At 71.1% G+C, this 19443-nt stretch carries 17 protein-coding genes; 6 read left to right on the top strand and 11 right to left on the bottom strand.

The genetic code is table 11. From position 1 onward, the window contains the following. The first annotated feature begins 270 nt into the window (after positions 1–270). Complete coding sequence (locus QSK18_RS12185) at positions 271–957, top strand: GOLPH3/VPS74 family protein (RefSeq protein WP_285618874.1); 687 nt, start codon at positions 271–273, stop codon at positions 955–957. 3 nt (positions 958–960) lie between these two features. On the opposite strand, the gene QSK18_RS12180 is transcribed toward QSK18_RS12185, so the two are convergent. The 4 genes from QSK18_RS12180 to QSK18_RS12165 all read right to left on the bottom strand — a co-directional run bounded on the left by QSK18_RS12180 (position 961) and on the right by QSK18_RS12165 (position 6482). Next, complete coding sequence (locus tag QSK18_RS12180) at positions 961–2373, bottom strand: sugar porter family MFS transporter (protein ID WP_285618870.1); 1413 nt, start codon at positions 2371–2373, stop codon at positions 961–963. An 86-nt stretch (positions 2374–2459) separates the two neighbouring features. Next, positions 2460–3095 carry a LysE family translocator gene (locus tag QSK18_RS12175; RefSeq protein WP_232810881.1) on the bottom strand — a complete coding sequence of 212 codons (636 nt, stop codon included), beginning with the start codon at positions 3093–3095 and terminating at the stop codon, positions 2460–2462. Continuing rightward, positions 3092–3511: a hypothetical protein gene (locus tag QSK18_RS12170; protein WP_285618866.1), complete on the bottom strand. Its 420-nt coding sequence runs from the start codon at positions 3509–3511 to the stop codon at positions 3092–3094. The genes QSK18_RS12175 and QSK18_RS12170 overlap by 4 nt, the downstream gene beginning before the upstream one ends. 130 nt (positions 3512–3641) lie before the next feature. Then, on the bottom strand, positions 3642–6482 hold the full coding sequence (locus QSK18_RS12165; RefSeq protein ID WP_285618864.1) for a glycosyl hydrolase: 2841 nt from the start codon (positions 6480–6482) through the stop codon (positions 3642–3644). Positions 6483–6615: 133 nt separating this feature from the next. Between QSK18_RS12165 and QSK18_RS12160 the strand changes: the two genes are divergently transcribed. The 3 genes from QSK18_RS12160 to QSK18_RS12150 all read left to right on the top strand — a co-directional run bounded on the left by QSK18_RS12160 (position 6616) and on the right by QSK18_RS12150 (position 10120). Then, entirely contained in the window at positions 6616–7596 is a 981-nt protein-coding gene (locus QSK18_RS12160; protein WP_232810887.1) for a LysR family transcriptional regulator, read from the top strand. A gap of 81 nt (positions 7597–7677) precedes the next feature. Further along, a complete protein-coding gene (gene nhaA / locus QSK18_RS12155) occupies positions 7678–8994 on the top strand; it encodes a Na+/H+ antiporter NhaA (RefSeq protein ID WP_232810888.1) in 1317 nt (438 codons plus the stop codon). Positions 8995–9034: 40 nt separating this feature from the next. Next, positions 9035–10120 (top strand): histone deacetylase-like amidohydrolase, encoded by a 1086-nt coding sequence (locus QSK18_RS12150; RefSeq protein ID WP_232810889.1) that lies wholly within the window; start codon positions 9035–9037, stop codon positions 10118–10120. A gap of 47 nt (positions 10121–10167) precedes the next feature. Here the strand turns inward: QSK18_RS12150 and aztD are convergent, their stop codons facing one another. Genes aztD through aztB form a run of 4 tightly spaced genes read right to left on the bottom strand, consistent with a single transcriptional unit; the run spans position 10168 to position 14423 of the window. Then, positions 10168–11382, bottom strand: coding sequence for a zinc metallochaperone AztD (gene aztD / locus QSK18_RS12145; RefSeq protein ID WP_232810891.1), 1215 nt, complete (start codon positions 11380–11382; stop codon positions 10168–10170). 34 nt (positions 11383–11416) lie between these two features. Then, positions 11417–12322 carry a zinc ABC transporter substrate-binding protein AztC gene (gene aztC, locus QSK18_RS12140; protein ID WP_285618859.1) on the bottom strand — a complete coding sequence of 302 codons (906 nt, stop codon included), beginning with the start codon at positions 12320–12322 and terminating at the stop codon, positions 11417–11419. Next, a complete protein-coding gene (locus tag QSK18_RS12135) occupies positions 12319–13536 on the bottom strand; it encodes a YncE family protein (RefSeq protein WP_285618857.1) in 1218 nt (405 codons plus the stop codon). The genes aztC and QSK18_RS12135 overlap by 4 nt, the downstream gene beginning before the upstream one ends. A 2-nt stretch (positions 13537–13538) precedes the next feature. Beyond that, positions 13539–14423, bottom strand: a complete 885-nt coding sequence (aztB, locus tag QSK18_RS12130) for a zinc ABC transporter permease AztB (protein WP_232810896.1) — start codon at positions 14421–14423, stop codon at positions 13539–13541. 57 nt (positions 14424–14480) lie between these two features. Between aztB and aztA the strand changes: the two genes are divergently transcribed. Beyond that, complete coding sequence (aztA, locus tag QSK18_RS12125) at positions 14481–15122, top strand: zinc ABC transporter ATP-binding protein AztA (protein WP_232810898.1); 642 nt, start codon at positions 14481–14483, stop codon at positions 15120–15122. Positions 15123–15139: 17 nt separating this feature from the next. On the opposite strand, the gene QSK18_RS12120 is transcribed toward aztA, so the two are convergent. Next, positions 15140–16354 carry an MFS transporter gene (locus QSK18_RS12120; protein WP_285618852.1) on the bottom strand — a complete coding sequence of 405 codons (1215 nt, stop codon included), beginning with the start codon at positions 16352–16354 and terminating at the stop codon, positions 15140–15142. Positions 16355–16472: 118 nt separating this feature from the next. Here QSK18_RS12120 and QSK18_RS12115 point away from each other — a divergent pair, with 118 nt between their 5' ends. Further along, positions 16473–17588, top strand: a complete 1116-nt coding sequence (locus QSK18_RS12115; RefSeq protein WP_285618850.1) for a beta family protein — start codon at positions 16473–16475, stop codon at positions 17586–17588. Between the two features lie 16 nt (positions 17589–17604). Here the strand turns inward: QSK18_RS12115 and QSK18_RS12110 are convergent, their stop codons facing one another. Beyond that, a complete protein-coding gene (locus tag QSK18_RS12110; protein ID WP_269810069.1) occupies positions 17605–18264 on the bottom strand; it encodes a response regulator in 660 nt (219 codons plus the stop codon). Beyond that, positions 18252–19439, bottom strand: a complete 1188-nt coding sequence (locus tag QSK18_RS12105; protein WP_285618846.1) for a sensor histidine kinase — start codon at positions 19437–19439, stop codon at positions 18252–18254. The genes QSK18_RS12110 and QSK18_RS12105 overlap by 13 nt, the downstream gene beginning before the upstream one ends. Positions 19440–19443 lie beyond the last annotated feature (4 nt).

Below are 19443 nucleotides of genomic sequence, written 5' to 3'. Positions count from 1 at the left end.
CGCGCTGGGCGGGGCCGGGCGCGAGGACTGAACAGGTTGCACGCGACTCTCCTTTGAGCCCAGCGGGTGAAACGTTTCAGGGTAACTTTGGCCAGCTTATAGGCGGGCTGACGGCGCTGGCAACGGTTTGGCGCGGCTCCTCCGGCAGTCGGTTTTCCAAAGTTTTCCCGATCAGCAGGCTAAACGATCAGTTGTCGGTCTGTGGACGTGCGGACGGCGGCACATCCGGCAGATTTGACCACGTTGTCCCGCCTACCGGAGGTCGACCGGATGAGCCTGCCCACTTCGCCCGCGCTCGCCGAGGACCTGTTGCTCCTGCTGTTCGACCCTCGCTCGGGCACCTTCGCCGGGGAGGGGCAGAAGCTGTTCCACGTGCTCGCCGGGGCAGTGCTGGTGGATCTCGCCGTTCAGGAGCGGATCGAGATCGACGGGCGGACCACGCTCAAGGGGCAGCAGGTGCACCCGGCCGGCGACGAGCCGCCGGCCGACCCGCTGCTGCGCCCGGTGTGGGACCGTGTCGCCGACCGGCCCACCGACGTCCATCTGCTGATCAACGAGTTCGGGCCCGGCCTGCGCAGCCAGGTCCTCGAGCGGGTCCTCGAGCGCGGTGACATCACCCGCGAGCGCCGCCGGGTGCTGGGCATCCTGCCCACCTCGTCGCTCACCGAAGGGCCCACCGCGCGCCGGGCCGCCGTGCTCGCCCCGGTCCGGGCCGGCCTGGTCGACGGGGCCGAGCCGGACGCCCGTACCGCCGCGCTGGGGGCCCTGTTGTTCGCCAGCGGCAGCCTGCCCGAGCTGAACCGGGACATCCCGTGGTCCGGCCCGGTCTACCGGCGAGGGGAGGAGCTGCAGAAGGGCGAGTGGGGGGCCGCGGCCGCCGGTGAGGCGGTACGCCGCACGGTGGCCGGGATCAGCGCGAGCAGTGTCTTCGTCGCTGTCGTGGCGCCCGGTTCGTAGGTCCTACCGGGCGAAACCGGCTGGAGTGAACCGGCCCTCCTCCAGCCGGGTCTCGATCTCCTCCAGGCTGTGACCGGTCATCTCCGGCATGGTGCGGTAGAGGAAGACGAAGGCGGCCACGTTGAACAGGCCGTACATCCAGAAGGTGGGCCCGGTGCCGATCGTGCGCATGATGCTGAGCAGGGTCAGGGTGATCAGGACGTTGGTGCCCCAGAGGGCGGCCGACTGGGCCGCGGCCCCGGCCGCCCGGGTGGCCAGCGGGTAGATCTCCGAGCCGGTGAGCCAGCCCATCAGCTGGATGCCGCCGGCGGTGAAGGCCATGAAGGTGATCAGGGTGCCGACGATCCACGGGATCATCGACTTGCCGTCGTTGCCGGTGGCGAAGAAGGCGCCGAGCACGAACAGGGCGGCCGCGGCCCCGGGCAGGGTGATCAGGGTGAGGCGGCGACGGCCCACCCGGTCGATGACGGCCAGGCCGATCAGCTGGGCGATCAGGTAGGTCAGGCCCAGGGCGACCGAGACGCGCAGGGCGGTGGAGTCGGAGAAGCCGTTGTCGGTCAGGATCGTGGGGGAGTAGTAGACGATCATCTCGATCCCGGACAGCTGGGTGAACACCGCCAGCCCGCACCCGACCACCAGGGCCGGTCGCACCCAGGCCGCCCGCAGGCCCGACCAGCCGCGGGTGCCGGCGTCCCGTTCCGCCTCCACGTTCTCGCGGATCTCGCCGAACTCACGCTCCAGATCGCGTTCCGGGGGCCGGACACTGGCCAGCGCGGCCCGGGCCGCATCGGCGTCGCCGCTGCGCAACAGCCAGCGCGGGCTCTCCGGCAGGCGGAGCATGAGCAGGAACATCAGGGCCGCCGGGACGGCCGCGACCCCGATGGACAGCCGCCACGGCACGCTCTCGCTGGCCCCGACCACGGTGGCGATGACGATGCCCACGCCGATGGCGATCTGGAAGAACAGCACCAGCCGCCCGCGGTAGGCGGTGGGGGCCAGTTCGGCCACGTAGACCGGGGCGGTCTGGGTGGCCCCGCCGACCGCGAAACCCAGCACCAGACGGCTGATCGAGAGCAGGAACGGGGTGGGGGCCAGAGATGCGGCCACCGCCCCCACCACGAACACGACGCCGACCAGCAGCAGGGTGCCCCGGCGACCGCGCCGCTCGGCCAGCCAGCTGCAGCTCAGCGCGCCGATCACCGCGCCCACCAGGATCGACGCGGCGATCACCTGCTCCCAGCCGGAGCCGATGTCGAAGTCCTCACCGATCTGCAGCAGGGCCCCGGAGATGATGCCGGTGTCGTAGCCGTAGAGCAGGCCGGAGACGGCCGACACCAGGGCGACCACGACCACCGATCCGGTGAGCCGCTCGGGTGCCTCGGTGCTCGTGGTCCGGTTCTCGTGCGCCTGGCTCATCTTCGCGCCTCCGGGTGACGTGAACCCCATCCGATCGGGCAATGTTCACGCCGCGGCGCATACCGGGCAATGTGAGGTGTCCCCGCTCAGGCCACGTCCTCGGCCGCGAGCAGCCCGGACAGGCCCAGGAAGAGCACCCCGGAGCCGGCGTCCACCCGGCGCTGGACCCGGGCCGAGATGCCGCCGCCCCGAAGCCTTCGCCCGGCCAGGATGTACAGCAGCCCGACCAGGCCCTCGATGACCAGATAGGCCAGGCCGAGCAGGCCCAGCTGCAGCGGGGCGCGGTCGGCCTGACCGCCGGTGAACTGCGGCAGGAGCGCCGCGAACAGCAGCAGCGCCTTGGGATTGGTCAGGGCGACCAGGAACTCGCCGGTGACCACCGGCCGCCACCCGCTGGGGACCGGTCGGGGCGCGCCGAACTCGGTGGCCCCGCCACCACGCCGCGCCTGCCACAGCGACGTCACCCCGAGCCAGGCCAGATAGACCACGCCGACCCACTTGATCGTCTCCAGCGCGGTGGCCGAGGCGGCCACTGCTGCCCCGAAACCCGCGGCCACGAGGGCGATGAGCAACCCGAACGCGGTCAGGCGGGAGGCCAGACCCGCGGCTGCGGGAGTCGCCCCGTGCCGCAGTGCGTTACGCAGCCCGAGCAGCTGACTGGCCCCCGGGATCAGGGAGATCAGCAGGACCGTGGGCAGGAAGGCGAGCCAGTTGATACTCACCTGTTCACAAGGTCTTTCAGGCTATCCACCTCGGCCGTGGCCAGGGCGTCGGTACGGACCTTCGGGCACTGCGCGGTCATGGTCGCGTCGATGTCGGCGTCCTTCACGCTGTCGCTGCTGCGCTCGGCGCCGGTGAGGATGCTGTTCAGCACCGGGCTCAGCGCATCGCCGGTGGCCTGGCCGGCCTGCACCGCGCTCTGCACCGACTCGCACAGCAGCGCGCCGAAGCCCTCGGCCCCGGCCTGTTCGCCGGCCTGTTCGAGCTGGGCCCGGTCGGCGGCCGGGCTCGGCGCACCGGCCGAGGGGGCCGGAGCGGCCGACTCCCCCTTCTCGCCGCTGCACCCGGTCACGAGCAGGGCGGCCAGGGCGATCGCCACCGCCGTCCTGGACTGCCTCGGCCTCACCCGGAACGTCACGTCGTGGTCCTCCTCGGACTCGTCGGCAGAGGATCTGCCCTCCCATACCCAAACGGGCATTCCGAGTTCCGGCAAACCTGCAGGCAGGTCCCCGGCCGATGGCGCCGGGGACCTGCCCGCAGTCAGTGGATCAGGAGGAGGTGGTGCGGAGCGTCACCGGCCCGAGGAGGCCGTTGGTGGTGGGCTTGCGCTCGCCGAACTCCTTCGGCCGGTGCACGCGCAGCTGGTTGAGCAACGGCACGGCGACCTTGACGGTCAGCGTGTTCTGACCCGGACGGACGGCGTTGCCGAGGTCGATCCGGGAGCTCAGCTGGTCGGCCGGCTGAGCCTGCTTCCCGTTGACGAACACCTGGTACGAGCCGGCGACGGCGCCGAGATCAAGGACGGCTCCATCGGCCTTTCCGGTGGAGGGAGCAGTGAAGGTGGTGGTGTAGGAGCCGACGCCGACGGCGTCCTTGATCTCCGGGATCTGGGTCCACGAAACCAGGGGCACGTTCTTGATGACGTGTTCCCGGTGGCGGGTGGTGGCTGAGGAGTCGCCGCTCTCACCGGGGAGCCATTCGTCCAGGGTGAGCGTCCAGTCCGCGAGTTCGGTCCCGGAGCCCTCGGTCTGGGTCGATCGAGGACGAGTGGTGGCCCAGTCGCGGTCGGCGAGGACGATGATGGTGGCGGCTCCGGCGTCGAGTGCGATCTTCTTCCCCGCGGCCGTGACCTCACCGGTCCAGGGGTCGAGGACGTAGCGGCGGGAGCCGGTTCCGGCGAGATCGGCGGTGGTCTCGACGTCCTTGTCGCCGGTGTTCACCAGAACGTAGTAGCTGACGCCCTTCTCGGTGCGCAGGACCGAGTGGACGGCCCGGTCGGCGATGTCGGCGGAGGGCCTGACCTTCCGCTTGGCCAGTCCGGCGGTCACCGCGGCGTCGTCGGCGACGACCGTCACCCGGTTGCCCAGTCGCTCGAACACCGCTTGCAGAGCCGCGTCGTTCTTCGCCGCCTTCGCGGCCGAGGCGGCGTAGCCGACGGTGTGCTCGGGCGTGCCGCCCACGAAGAACACCGGCAGACCGGAGCGGGCCAGCCGGGCCACCTCGCCGGCGGTCTCCAGCGACATCGGCGAGTCGTCGAGCACCAGGGCCCGGTAGCCGTCGGAGGCCGACAGTTGGTCCAGGGCGCCGGGGGTCACGTAGCCGTAGGTGTACCCGGCCTTGACCAGGAACGAGCCGTCGTGGCTGGGCTCGTCGGCGCCGAACGTCTGGTTCAGCACGGCGATGTCGTAGCGGGCCCGGCCGGTCTGCAGCACCTGCTGCATGCGCGAGTAGTAGGCGGCGAGCTCCTTCTCCATCGTCCAGGAGGGCTGACGGGGGCCGAACGCCTCACCGATGTTGCTGCCGAAACCGTGGAAACCCGGCCAGTAGGCGGCGGAGTCGGTGATCGTACCGTCGGCGCTGGGCGGCATCGTGGGGTAGGGCAGGCCGTGGAACACCATCTGGTTGGTGCCCAGCGCGTACTCGCGGTTGGCCAGGGCGACGATCTGGGCCTGGGTGAGTCCGTAGAGGTTGCCGAAGCCACCGGGCAGCATCTCGCTGCTGACCACGCGTTTCCCGGCCAGGGCGACACTGCTGGCCGAGGTGCGCATCCGCGACTCCGAGCACCCCAGCGACTCGCACTCGGTGATGTCGAGCTTCTGGGCGGCGTCGCCCAGGTCGATCGGCTCACCGTAGGGCTGGGCCCGGAACTTCAGGCCGAGCCGGTTGGCCCACGCCTGGATCGGGGTGACGTGGTTGCCCAGGTAGAGCTCGCTGATGGTGGCGTCGATGTCGTGCTGCAGCCGCTCACCGACCTGGTCCTGGCCCTTGGCGAAGCTGTACACCGGGGTGGGGGCGGCGAACGGGCTGGCCGGGGCGGTGCGGGCCAGCACCGGCAGGTACGGGTCCAGCGAGTAGCCGCTGACCCGGCGGAAGGCGGAGCGGAAGTCGCGGGTCCACAACTGGGCGCCGCTGAGCTCGAGGGAGTCTTCGAAGATCGATCCGCCGTTGGCCTTCAGGAGCTGGCGGGTGCGCTGGTCGAGCAGGCCGTCGAAGTAGGCGATGAACTGCTCGGCGCCGGCCTTGTCGAGGTGGTTGACCACCCGGGACTCGGGCTCGGACAGCGGCGAGACGGTCTCACCGAAGGGGGCGTCGTTGCGCTGGGCGGTACCGCGCTTCCAGTAGCTCGTCACCATCCAGGTACCGGACTTCGGCGCGGTCCAGGAGACCTTGCCCGCCTTCACCGAGCCGCTGAGGTCGGTGACGGTGGTCAGGTCCAGCTGGGGCTGTTTCTCGGTGCAGGACGCGACACATCGGGTGGCCGTGGCCGTGACGTAGGTGGGCACCGAGGTCTTGGTCGTGGTGACGACCTTGCCGTTCTCGACCCTGCGCTCGGCGTAGGTGCGGGCGGCGGGTCGGGGCAGGTCGGTGCGGTAGGCCTGGCCGGCCGCGACCACGGCGCTGCCGGTGACCAGTTCCTGGCTGGCCGCGTCGTCGGAGACGTCCAGACCGGGAACCGCGGCCGGCCAGCGGCTGCCCAGGGTGAGGTCGACCTGCACGTCGAGGCGCTGGGCCTCGGTCAGCACGGCCTGGACGGCGGCCCGCCAGTTCGCGTCGCCGTACTCGTGCTCACCCGGGTCGACCACGTAGTCGGTGCCGTCCATCACCATGGCGATCTCGACGCCCTTGTAGCCGGCCTCGGCCACCTCGCGCAGTTGCTCGACCGCGGTCGAGGCCTCTACCGAGGAGGGCCACCACCAGCGGAACATCGCCCCGTAGGAGGAGTCGGCGGCCTTGAAGCCCGCCACGAAATCATGTGCGGGGGAACGATGGTCGGCGGCCTCGGCCGGAAGGCCGAACAGGGCGAGCGCCAGGGTCGTGCTGGCCGTCAGGGCACCGGCCGTGCCCAGTCGGCGGCGGGCGGGCGCTTGACGTCTTTGTCGCGCTCTCATCGGAGGATCCTCCAGAGACGATGGGTGAATCGTTTCATATAGGGTGCGAGGGCGTTCCTGGCCTCTTGCGGAAGCGGGCCCGGTGCAGGCACGTTAGGCGGGCCCGCGACGATGCGGCAAGGACGGAGAAGGCATGAATTCCGGGCATGGCGGCATCACCGGCAGCGATGAAAGCCCCGACGCACTGGCCGCGCTCGACCTCAACCTGCTCACCGCCCTGCGGGCCCTACTGCGCGAGCGCAGCGTCACCCAGGCCGCGGCCCGTCTCTCCCTGGGGCAGTCCGGGGCCAGCGCGGCCCTGCGTCGTCTGCGGGCCCACTTCGGCGATCCGCTGCTGGTGCGCAACGGCACCGCCTACGAGCTGTCACCCTTGGCCGCAGGCCTGCGGCCGGCAGTGGAGGAGGCCTTGGCCGCTGTCGAATCCGTGCTTCTGGCCAGCACTTTCCATCCTTCCACCTCGCGCCGGGTGTTCACCGTGATGGCTGCCGACGAAGCCATGGTGCTGCTGGGCGAGCGGCTGCTCCCACGGCTGGGGCACACTCCGGGCCTCGGCCTGGAGCTGGTGGCGCTGACCGACGCCGCGCTGCACGACGTCGACGCCACGCTGCGGGCCGTCGACGTGCTCCTGATGCCCCGAGGGCAGCTGGCCGGGCATCCGGCAGTCGATCTCTGGGAAGACGAAATCGTCCTCGTGGCAGGCAATGACACGTTCTTGAGCTCAGAAGATGCTACGCCGCAGCGACTCGGCGAGATGCACTGGATCAGCTCGTTCCACGCCCCCTCGGTGATCGCGTCCCTGGAGGCCAGGGGCATCCAGCCCCGGGTGCGGGTCGTGCTGCCCAGTTACGCCGTGGTGCCGATGCTTCTCGCCGGCTCCGCCCAGCACGTCGCGCTGATCCCACGACGCATCGCCGAGCGTCTCGGCGCGCTGGGCGGTGCCCGCGTGCTCACGCCGTGGGGTGGTCCGATGAACACCCGGATGGCGATGTGGTGGCACGCCTCCCGGGAGCGGGACGCCGGGCACGCGTGGTTCCGAGCCCAGGTGCTCGAGGTGACGGCCGAGCTTCGCCGGTCCGGTGCGGCCGCTGTTGCCGAAGACCTGGCGAGCGGATAAATTGACCCCTGGTGTGCCGGGAAGTCTGGTCGGCGGTTCCTTCGGGGACCCCTGATTCGCCCGACCAGAAAGAAGATCCCCGTGAACACCAGCTCTCCGGTCCCGCCCCGCCGCCTGTTCAGCCGGGGCTCCTGGCCCGAGACCCAGCGCGTCACCCAGGTGCTGCGCAAAGAGACGGTGGGCGGCGCCCTCCTGCTCGTGGCCACCGTGATTGCCCTGGTCTGGGCCAATTCTCCGTGGTCGGCGGCCTACACCGGGCTGCGCGACACGGTGGTCGGGCCGCACGCCCTGCACCTGGACCTCTCCCTCGGCCAGTGGGCCGCCGACGGTCTGCTGGCGATCTTCTTCTTCCTGGCCGGCCTGGAACTCAAACGGGAGTTCGTGGCCGGGGACCTGCGGGACCCGCGCCGGGCGCTGGTGCCGGTGGTGGCCGCGGTCGGGGGCATGGTGGTGCCGGCCCTGATCTTCGTGGCGATCAATCTGGGTACCGGAGACGGTGCGCTGCAGGGCTGGGCCATCCCGACCGCCACCGACATCGCCTTCGCGGTGGCCGTCCTGGCCGTGCTCGGCACCCATCTTCCGGCCGCGCTCAGGACGTTCCTGCTCACCCTGGCGGTGGTCGACGACCTGCTGGCGATCGTGGTCATCGCGCTCTTCTACACCAGCGGCCTGTCCGTTCTGCCGCTGCTGGGTTCCGTCGGGGCGATTGCGGTGTTCGGGGCCCTGGTGCAGCGGCGTGTGCGCTCCGGCTGGCTGCTGGTCCCGCTGGCCGTGCTGGCCTGGGCCCTGATGCACGCCTCGGGTATCCACGCCACGGTCGCCGGGGTGCTGCTCGGCTTCACCGTGCCGGTGCTGCGGTCGCCGGCCGAGGGTGGCCCGGAGGCCGGGCCGGGGCTGGCCGAGCACTTCGAGCACCGGTGGCGCCCGCTCTCGGCCGGGTTCGCGGTGCCGATGTTCGCGTTCTTCTCGGCCGGCGTCACCGTGGGCGGGCTCGACGGGCTGGCCACCTCACTGCAGGACCGGGTGGCCCTGGGCATCATCGTCGGCCTGGTCGTGGGCAAGGCGGTCGGCATCCTGGCCGCGACCGCGCTCGTCTCCCGGTTCACCCGGGCCGAACTGGACCAGAGCCTGTCCTGGTGGGACGTGTTCGGGATGTGCCTGCTGGGCGGCATCGGGTTCACCGTGTCGCTGCTGATCGGGGAGCTGGCGTTCGGGGCCGGTTCGGTGCGGGACGAGCACGTGAAGGTCGGGGTGCTCACCGGTTCGCTGATCGCCGCCGGTCTCGCCGCGGTGGTGCTGCGGCTGCGTAACCGCACCTACCGCCGCCTGGCGGAACAGGAGAGGGTGGACGTGAACCAGGACGGCGTGCCGGACGTGTTCCAGGACGACCCGTCCTGAGCGCTACCTGTCCGCGCCGTCCTCTGGGAGGTTCGTACGCATGACCACGGGGTACCTGTACCACGAGGCCTTCGCCTGGCACGACACCGGAACCGCGGCACCCCTGCTGCCCTCCGACCCCGGAGCCGGCCTGCAGCCGTTCGGGCACCTCGACTCGCCGGACACCAAACGCCGCATCCACGAGCTGATCGTCGTGTCGGGCCTGGTGGACCATCTGCACCGGCTGCCCTCCGAACCCGCAGACCTCGCTCAGGTGGAGCGGGTGCACGAGCCGGCCTACCTCGAGCGGTTGCGCTCGGCCAGTGCGGGCACGGGTGGCGACGCCGGAGACGGCATCTCGCCGCTGGGCAAGGGCGGCTTCGACATCCTCCTGCGCGCGGCCGGGGCAGCGATCACGACAGTGGACGCGGTGGTCACCGGGCGGGTCACGAACGGGTATGCGCTGGTGCGGCCTTCGGGTCACCACGCGCTGCCCGGCGCCGGGATGGGCATGGCCTATCTGAACAACATCGCGATCGCGATCACCGAGGTCAGGCGCACCCGGGCGGTCTCGCGGATCGCCGTGGTGGACTGGGACGCCCACCACGGTAACGGGGCTCAGCACATGTTCGCGGCCGACCCCGACGTGCTGACCATCTCGCTTCACCAGGACAACGTGTTCCCGCCCGGCAGCGGATCCCTGGCCGAGAACGCCGAGGGCATCCTCAACGTCCCGCTGCCGGCCGGCACCGGAGACGGCGGGTACGCCTACGCCATGGAACGGGCGGTGATGCCCGCGCTGCAGCGGTTCGGGCCCGAACTCATCGTGGTGGCCTCCGGTCTGGACGCCAACGCCATGGATCCACTGGCCCGTCAGATGCTCTCGTCGGCTGGCTTCCGTCAGCTGACCAGCACCCTCATGCAGGTGGCGGAGCAGCTGTGCGAAGGGCGGATCGCGATGGTCCACGAGGGTGGCTACGCGGCGGGTTACGTGCCGTTCTGCGGGTTGGCCATCCTTGAGCAGCTCTCCGGCCGGACCACTCTCGCCGACCCCTATCTTCAGCTGGTCGGCGGGTTCGGCGGGCAGGCCCTGCAGCCGCACCAGCGGGCCGCGGTCGATGCGGCGGCACAGTCCGTGGGTCTGTGACCGAGAGGCCGCACCGCCCGAGGGGCGGTGCGGCCTCTCGGCTCGGATCAGTGTGCGCCGAGGGTGGCGGCGATCTCGTTCGGGGTGCCCTCCAGCGTGACCGAGGCGGTGGTCTCGCCGGTGTTCAGGTCGACCGCGTGCACCGTCTTCTTGGCCGGCTCGGTGACGTAGGCGACGTCACCGTTGGCGATGATCGCCGGGTGCGCGTCCTGCCACTCCACCGGGCCCTCCCAGGCGTCGACGACCGGGAACTCCTTCTCGATCTTGCCGGTCTCCGGGTCGAGCACGTGGATCGAGCCGTCGGTGGACAGGATGTAGGCCAGATCGCCCGGGCCGCGCGCCACGTCGCGGAAGGTGTACTGCACGTTCTCCGGGAGCTCGACGACCTTGTAGTCGCGCTTCTCGGTGTCGATCAGCGCCACCGAGTTCAGCAGGTAGCCCTCGGCGTCCGGGTCGTCCTTGTAGTCGCCGACCACGACCGGGCTGGTCTCGGAGACGAAGGCGTTGCCCATCCGGCCGAACTCGTCGGGGGCGGTGAACTTCTCGAACTTGCCGTCCTGGAACAGCAGGGCGCCGTTCTCGCAGCCGAAGATCACGGCCTCGTCGGCCGCGGTGCCCTCGCCGTGGATGCCTGGGCACTCGGCGCTGGTGGCCAGTTCTTTCCAGTTCTCGCCGTCGGCCTCGAGAGCGACGGCGCCGGTGCGCGTGGTCTCGTCGCCGACGGTGGTGACCAGGGTGCCGTCTTCCAACACGATCGAGACGCCGTGGTGCGGCTTCTCGGCTGTGTAGGTCTGCGCCTCGGGCAACGCGTCGGTGGCCGCGGCCAGTTCGTCGGTCTTCAGGATCGACGTCTTGCCGGTGCCGTCGTCGAACAGCACCGTGTTGCCGGCGTGGCGCACCACGTGGCCGGCCGTGGTGGCCTCGGAGGTCAGGCCGGTCAGCGCCGGGGTGACGGTGTCGAGCAGCTGGAAACCCTTGGAGGTGGTGACGAAGACGTGCTTGCCGTCACCGGCGGCGTTCAGCCGGGTGAACTCCTCGGTCTCGAACTGCTCGACGATCTCGAGCGACGTCGCGTCGAGAACGGCGATGCCACCCTCGTACGAGACGGCCACCCGTCCCTTTTCGGTGCCCGTGGTCTTTGCCGGTGAGGTCTCCGCGGCGGCGGAGACGGACGAGTCGTCCGAGCCGCAGCCGGTGGCGATCAGGGTGAGGCCGACCAGGGCGGCCAGGCCGCCGAGACGCAGTTTGCGGGGCGCAGTCATCGTGAATCTTCTTTCTGTCGGAACTGCTTGAAAATCAGGGGTTCAGGCCGTCGGCGATGCGCTGGGTGTTGGCGCGCATCATCTGCAGGTAGCTGTCGGCGCCCTCGCCGGGAGCGGTCAGCGACTCGGTGAACAGCTCGACCACGTCGACCTGGACCTTCGCCTCGCTGGCGAGAACCTGCACCAGCCGGTCGGGCTGGGAGGACTCGGCGAAGATGGTGGGCACCGCGGCCTGTTCGATCGCGCTGCTCAGATCGCGTAGGTCGGCCGCACTGGGGGCGGCCAGGGTGGTGCCGCCCGGAATCACCGCCCCGATCAGGCGGAAGCCGAAACGCTCGGCCAGGTAACCGAAGACATGGTGATTGGTGACGAGGGCGCGCCTCTGGGCGGGGATCGCGGCGAACGCCTCGGTCATCTCCGCGTCGAGCGCGGCCAGTTCGGCGCGGTAGGCCTCGGCCGAGGCGGCCAGCTTCTCGGAGTCGATACCGTCGATCTCGGCGGCCGACGACTCCAGGGCGTCGACCACGGCGGTCATCGTGGCCGGATCGGTCCAGAAGTGCGGGTCGGGCGCGCCGGCCGCCTCCCCGGAGGCGTAGGGGACCACCTCGATCACGTCTCCGGCCACCAGGGTGGGGGCGCCGGCCTCGGCCGCCCGGTCGAGATGCTGCTGCAGGCCCTCTTCCAGGCCCAGGCCGTTGGAGACGACCAGGTCGGCCCGGTCCATCTCGGCGGCCTGCCGGGCGGAGATCTCGAACGAGTGCGGGTCGGCGTTCGGCTGCATCAGGGTGGTCACCTCGGCCTGGTCGCCGAGCACCTGCTCGACCACGTCGCCGAGGATGTTCGTGGTGACCACCACCTGGGGCCGGTCGCTGCCCGAGGCCTGGGAACACCCGCTCAGGGCGAAGGCCAGGGCCAGGGTGAGCAGTGCGCCGCGCCTCATCGGCCGACCTCCACGAGATGAACCGGCTGGGCGGGAAGTTCGAGGGATCGCGCAACTCTGGCCGAGTCGGCGTAGTCGATCTCGTGCACGACACCGCCGGCGGCGGCGTTCACGTAGGCGCGCTGCCCGTCGACCGTGACCCGCACGCTGCCGGACAGGGCCGGGTCGGCCAGGGTCTTCGCCAGCAGTGGCTCGGTGACGGCGAGCTGCTTACCCGACTCCGCGTCGTACACCTGCACGGTGCCGTCCTCTCCCACGGCCACCACGTGCTGGTCTGCGTCATCCACGGCAGCGGCGGCGACCACGGGGGTGGTGGTCTTCAGCCACTGCCAACTGCTCTCACGGGTGTCGAGCAACCAGATCCCCTTACCGTCGCCGATCCCGGCCACGGTGGGGCGGCCCTTACGGGCTTCGAAAGAGGTGGCGGGAGCCGCTGCTCCGGACGGGTAGGGGATGTGCTGCAGTTCGGTGTTCTCGCCTTCGGTGGTGGCCAGGACGGCGCCGTCGGCGCAGCCCACGACCAGGCCCACCCGAGTGGTGATGGTGCCCGACGGGTTCTCGCAGTCGACCGAGTCGAGCTTCTTGCCCTCGAGGTCGATCAGGTTCAGTCGGGTGGCCTCTTCGCTGACCAGTGCGCCCGCGGGGAGTGGGGCGATGAGCCCGGCGTGCGGGGTGGTCTTCAGACGAAGGGATTTGCTGATCTTTCCCTCGGAGAGCGCCTTGTTGTCGAGGAGGACGGCTTCGCCGGAGTCGGGGAAGAAGACACCGGTGGTGCCGGCGGTGGAGAGCGGGCCGGTTGAGACGGTGGCCACGCCCTGGCCGGAAAGCTTCCCGATGGTGCGTGGTTCGGCTCGGTAGTAGTGGAAGTGGTCCACGTGGTCCCACGTCCAGACGCCGCTGTCGATGATGCTGATTCCGGACTCGTCGGCGGCGAAGACGTATCGGCCCTCGGTGGTGACCGTTTCGGCCGCGCCGACGGTGTCGAGGGGGGTTTCGGTGCCGTTGAGCAGATCGAGCATCGCGCTCTTGCCCTCGGCGTCGACCGCAACGAGATGCAGTTGCGGTTCGGCCACCTCGGCGGCGCCGGCGACGGTGCCGTGCCCTTCACTCGATTCGGGTGTGGGTGTGGGTGTGGGGGGAGTTTCGTTGGAGCAGGCGGCCAGAGCCAGGATGGTCAGGACGGCTAGCAGTGCTGGTCGAGTTCGGCGGTGCATGTTCACTTTCCGGAGGGGGAGTCGAGAGCGAAGGCGGCGGGGGCCGCCGGCTCGGCGACGGGTGCCGGGCGGCGCCGGCGGCTGAGCTGGGCGAGGACGCCGGAGATCGGGGCGAAGGCGATGGCCGCGGCGGCGATGGAGGCGCCGGCGGCGGTGCCGGCGTACCAGGAGCAGAGCAGGCCGGTGGCCACGGCGAGGACGCCGAAGGCGGTGGCCAGGACCATGCGAGTGGGGATCGTTCTGGTCCAGGGGCCGGCGGCCACGGCGGGGGCCAGGAGCAGGCCCACCACCAGGAGGCTGCCGACGGCCTGGAACGAGGAGACCACGGCGAGGGTGACGAGCCCGACCAGGGCCAGCTGGGCCAGCTGGGGGCGCAGGCCCAGGGTCTGGGCGATACGGGGGTCGAAGGCGGCCGCGACGAAGCTGCGGTGGAAGCCGGTCGCGATCGCCAGGGTGAGGGCGGTGGAGACCAGGAGGACCATCAGGTCGCCCTGGTCGATGGCCAGGATGTCGCCGAACAGCATGGCGGTGGCGTCGGTGGCGAACGAGCGTGAGTGCGAGACGATGATCACGCCCAGCGAGAGCATGCCCACGAACAGCAGCCCGATGCTGGTGTCGTACGAGAGCCGGCCGCGCCGTTGCAGCACCCCGATCAGCGCGCTCATGGTGATCGCGCTGATCGCGCCGCCCAGCATCACCGGCGCCCCGGCCACGGTGGCCAGGGCCACCCCGGGCAGCATGCCGTGGCCGACCGCCTCGCCCAGGAAGGCCATCCCGCGGATCACCACCCAGGTGCCCACCACGCCGCAGATCACTGCGACGAGGGAGCCCCCCAGAAGGGCCCGCAGGACGAAGCCCACGCTGAACGGATCGGTCAACCAGTGCACGATCCGCACACTACACACGAATGATAACCGTTCTCAATCTCGGTTAGAGTGAGGGAGATGACCACCGACCCCGCCGTCCGCGCGCGCAGCCTGCACTTCTCCTACGACGACACCCCGGTCCTGCGAGGTGTCGACCTCGACCTGCCCTGGGGGGTGCTCACCGCGATCGCCGGTCCCAACGGGGCCGGCAAGTCCACGCTGGTCGAGATCCTCGCCGGGGTGCTCCGGCCCGGCTCAGGCTCGGTCGAACGCGCAGATCAGGTGGCGCTGGTGGTGCAGCGCCCGGCCGCTCCCGAGGCGCTGCCGCTCACCGTGCGAGAGGTGGTCACGATGGGCACCTGGCACACACGCACACCGCGGGCTCTGCGGCCGGGCCAGGTGCAGCGGCGGGGCCGGGTCGAGGAGGCCCTGCACCGCGTGCACCTGAATGATCTCGCCGATCGGCCCTTCTCGGCCCTCTCCGGAGGGCAGCGTCAGCGCGCGCTGCTGGCCCAGGGCATCGCCCGCCAGGCCCGCATCTTCCTGCTCGACGAGCCCGCGGCCGGGCTCGACGCCGCCAGCCGGGCCCGCACCCGGGCCATGCTTGCGCAGGAGGCCGCCCGCGGGGCGGCGGTGGCCTGCGTCACCCATGACGACGAGGCCATCGAGACCGCCGATCTGGTGGTGCGTCTGGAAGCGGGCCGCCGGGTCGGGTCCTGAGCGCCGGAGCCGCAGGGTCAGCGGCTCGGTTGCTGCAGCCGACCGAACCGGGCCATGGCCACCACCCCGACGAGCGGACCGAGGCCGAGCCCGGCCAGCGCGTACTGCCAGCCCACGGCCGAGGCGAGCACCGGCACCAGCTGGATCGTCACCACGGTGAGCGAGAAGCCGCAGGCCGTCTGCACCGTCAGCGAGGTGCCGACATAGCGCTGGTCGGCCGTCTCGCTCAGGGCAGTGGAAAAGACCCCCGAATCAGCAATCACCGCAGCGCCCCACACACAGACGAACACCAGCAGCAGAGCCGGTGAGCGCCCGAAGGCCAAGGGCGAGAGCACACAGCACAGACCACTGACCGCCAGAGCCGCACCGGCCGCGGTGGCCCGCCCGAACCGGTCCGAGGCCCAGCCGCCCAGCAGACAGCCCACCACCCCGGCCAGGCCGATGGCCGCGAACGAGGTGAGGCCCACATCGCGCACCGAGCCCAGGGTTTCCCGCCCGGCGTGGGCGGCCTGACTGGCCAGGACGAAGGTCGGCAGCCACGTCCAGAGCGCATACAGCTCCCACATGTGCCCGAAGTAGCCGAGATTGGCCAGACGAGGCAGGGGCCGGCGGAAGCCGTCGAAAACATGCCGCAGTTGCGGCCTGGAACCGCCGGCCAACAGCGGGCCCGGCTTCACGGCCAGAGCGGCAACTACGGACGCCACCAGCGCCAGAGCCGCGGCAGTCAGCATCACGCCCCGCCAGGGCAGGGTGGCGGTGCCCAGAATGACCTGGGGCAGGGCCGAGCCCAGGGTGAGTGCCCCGATCAGGATGCCGAACGCCCGCCCCCGGTCGGCTGGAGCCGTCCACGAGGCGGTCAGCTTCATCCCCACCGGATACACCCCGGCCAGGAACACCCCGGTGAGCGCCCGCAACGGCACCGCCTGCGCCAGCCCGTCCGCAGTCAGCGCCAGCAGAGCCGTGCAGGCCCCGGCCCCCACCGCCGAGCCCGCCATAAGCAGTTGGGGCGGGAACCGGTCGGCCAGGCCCAACCCGCTGGAAAGCACCGCGCCCACCGCGAACCCGATCTGCACGGTCGCGGTCAGCCACACCGCCTCCGCCGAACTCAGACCCCACTCACCGCGCAGGGTGGGGGCGACAGCGGTGGCGGAGAACCAGACCGCCAGGGCCAGCACCTGGACCACGGCGATCAGCCCGATCTGCACACGCGCCGCTGCCCGGTTCACCTCCATGCCCTCAGCCTGACAGACGGATCGTTGCCGACCACGGTCTTGATGTCGCACAGGGGCTGGACGCGACCCCGTCCTCGGCGCCCACTGGAAGTCGTGCGGTGCCGACACCGGAGGTGGCGTGGAATTTTTCGACCTGGACGAGGACCCGCCGGGCGCCCGGCCGGCGCCACCCGTCTACGTTCCTGTCCTGAAGGCGCACGCAGGTGAGCTCGCAGCCCTGGCCCGGATGAGTCAGCAGGCGCGCAGACGTAGCTACCCGCTCCTGGAAGTCATGCCGGACCAGGGATACCGGTTGCACGAGCCGGGCGGGCTGATGCGCTGGTTCGCGAAACTCGACCAATGCTGGCCGAAGCCGGTGATGGTGGACGGTGCCCATCTCTCGGTCCGAGAGACCGGCGGCCGGACCGCGTTACGGGCTCTGGTACAGGAGGCCCGCGGTCTGTTCCGGGTCATGGTCCCGGTCATCAGACTCGACGCGCACGCTGCGGTCCGGGCCGATGCGGCTCAGGCCCTCTCCGAGCAGGGCAACGGACTGGCCGTCCGGATCATGCTCACTCGCGCCGACCTGGACGACCTGGACACCCGCGGCGGGGCAGTGTCCGGCCGCCTGCGCGCCCTTCTGGGCGATGTCGGCGCCCGGCCCGACGAGGTAGATCTGATCATCGACCTCGCCTACGTGGCCACCGACGCCGATGCGCACTCGGCCGGCAGTCGTCTGAGTCGCGCCCTGGGCGGGCTGGTGGGCCTGGACAGCTACCGCCGTCTCGTTCTGGTGGCCGGTGCCTTTCCGGCCGATCTGGGCCGGGTCCGGTCCTGGTCACTGACCCGGCTTCCGCGAGCGGACGCGGCCGTCTGGGAATGCCTGAAGTCCACGCAGCCGGGTCGGCTGCCCGTCTACGGCGACTACGCCATCAGCCATCCCGGCCCCAGGCCGCCTCGGCCACCGTGGGTGAGGCCGTCGCCTCAGCTGCGGTACACCACGACGGGGAGCTGGCTGGTTCTCCGGGGCCGGCAGAAGGGCGACCCCCGGCGGAATGGGCAGTTCTTCGACATCTGCCAGGAGATCGGTGACCATCCGGAGTTCTGCTCCGACCTCGGCCCGGCCGACCAGTGCATCGCCGATCCCAGAAGCCATTTCGACGGACCGGGTGGCGCCTCCCGCTGGAATGAACTGGGAACCGCACATCACGTCGACTTCGTTGTCGACTCACTGATCCGCTCCGGTCTGCCCTGAGCGGTTTCAGAAGGGATCAGCCTCGCAGATACGCCAGCACGGCCGAGACCCGGCGGTCGGAGGCCGGGTCGAAAGACAGCTTGGCGAAGATGCCGCCGACGTGTTTGCGCACGGCGGCCTCGCTGACCACCAGCGCCTGGGCGATCGAGGCGTTGGTCCGGCCCTCGGCCATCAGGCCCAGGACCTCGCGCTCGCGTTCGGTGAGGGAGGCGAGGGGGCCGTCGTCGCGGCGGCGGCCGAGGAGTTGCCGCACCACCTCGGGGTCGACCACCGTCTCGCCGGCGGCCACCCGCTCGAGGGCGGCGAGGAACTCCCGGACGTGGCCCACCCTGTCTTTCAGCAGGTAGCCGACCCCGGCCGCGCCCCGCCCGGCGGTGGCGTCGAGCAGTTCGGGCACGTAGGCCTCGGCCACGTAGGCCGAGAGCACCAGGATCGCGATGCCGGGGTGCTCGGCGCGGATCCGGCCGGCGGCGCGCAGGCCCTCGTCGGTGTGCGTGGGCGGCATCCGGATATCGGTGATCACCAGGTCGGGCTGGTGCCGGGCGGTGAAAGCGAGCAGAGCCTCGGCGTTCTCGACGGCCGCGACGACCTCGTGGCCGGTGCGCTCGAGGATGCCGACCAGGCCCTCGCGCAGCAGAGCCGCGTCCTCGGCGAGCACGATCCTCAGACCGGGCATTCCATCCTCACTTCCGTAGGGCCGCCGGGCGGGCTGGTCACTCGCAGCGTGCCACCCAGGGCGTCGAGCCGGACCCGCAGCCCGGCCAGCCCGGTGCCGGGGCCGGAGGCGGTGGCTCCTCCCACCCCGTCGTCCTCCACCGTCAGCACGAAGGTCTGGCCCTGCCGCCAGGCGTGCACCCCGACCCGGCGGGCCCGGGAGTGCCGGGCCACGTTGGTCAGGGCCTCGCTGACCACGAAGTAGGCCGCCTGCTCGACCGGTGGGGGCAGCCGTCCCTCGAGCCGGACGTCGACGGTGGCCGGAACCGGCGAGCGGTCGGCGATCTCGTGCACGGCTGCGGCCAGACCGTGGTCGACCAGCACCCGGGGGTGGATACCGCGGATCGTGCTGCGCAGGTCGGCGAGAGCGGCCTCGGCCTGACGCTGGGCGTCGTGCAGCGCCTCCAGGCCCGGGCCCTCGGGCACGTCGAGCTCGGCCCGGCCCAGCGTCATGGTCAGCGCGACCAGCCGCTGCTGGACGCCGTCGTGCAGATCCCGTTCGATCCGCCGCCGTTCGGTCTCGAAGGCGTCGACCAGGTCCACCCGGGAACGCCGCAGGTCGGCCACGGTCGCGGCCAGGTCGCCGGCCCGGGAGTCGAGCAGGGCCCGGGCCAGCCGTGACTGACCGGCGGCGAGGAGGGTGAGCAGGTAGGCCGCCGCGGCCGCGAGCAGCACACCCAGCCCGGAGGCCAGCCAGGCCTCGCCCCCGGAACTGACCTGCCAGCCGATGACCTGTATCTGCTCCCGGGTGGCGAGCCAGGGTGCGGCCAGCATGGCTGCCGGGGTGATGATTGCGAACAGCAGTGCGACGGTGTTGACCAGCCACAGCACGGTGCCGAGCAGGAGCAGGTAGGCGATCTCCAGCCAGTCGACCGGCATCCGCTGCCGCGCGCGCAGCCGGGCCCGCAGCCCGATCGGCTCGGGCGGACGCTGCTGCACCAGCCGCAGGCGGCTGCGTTCCACCGCCCCGGCCAGCGTGGCCGGCACCCCGCCGAGCAGCGCCGAAACCACCAGCAGGGGCCAGACCGCGAGGCCGGCGACCACGGTGGTGGCCAGGTAGGCGATCGAGCGCCACGGCCAGGACGAGCCGAGAAAGCGCGCAGGGTGGCGGCGGAGCGCCGTTCCCGCGTCAGTCATGATC

This window comes from Kineosporia sp. NBRC 101677 (assembly GCF_030269265.1).
Classification (GTDB): domain Bacteria; phylum Actinomycetota; class Actinomycetes; order Actinomycetales; family Kineosporiaceae; genus Kineosporia; species Kineosporia rhizophila.
Note: the sequence above shows the minus strand (reverse complement) of the source record. Positions and strands in the feature narration are given on the sequence as shown.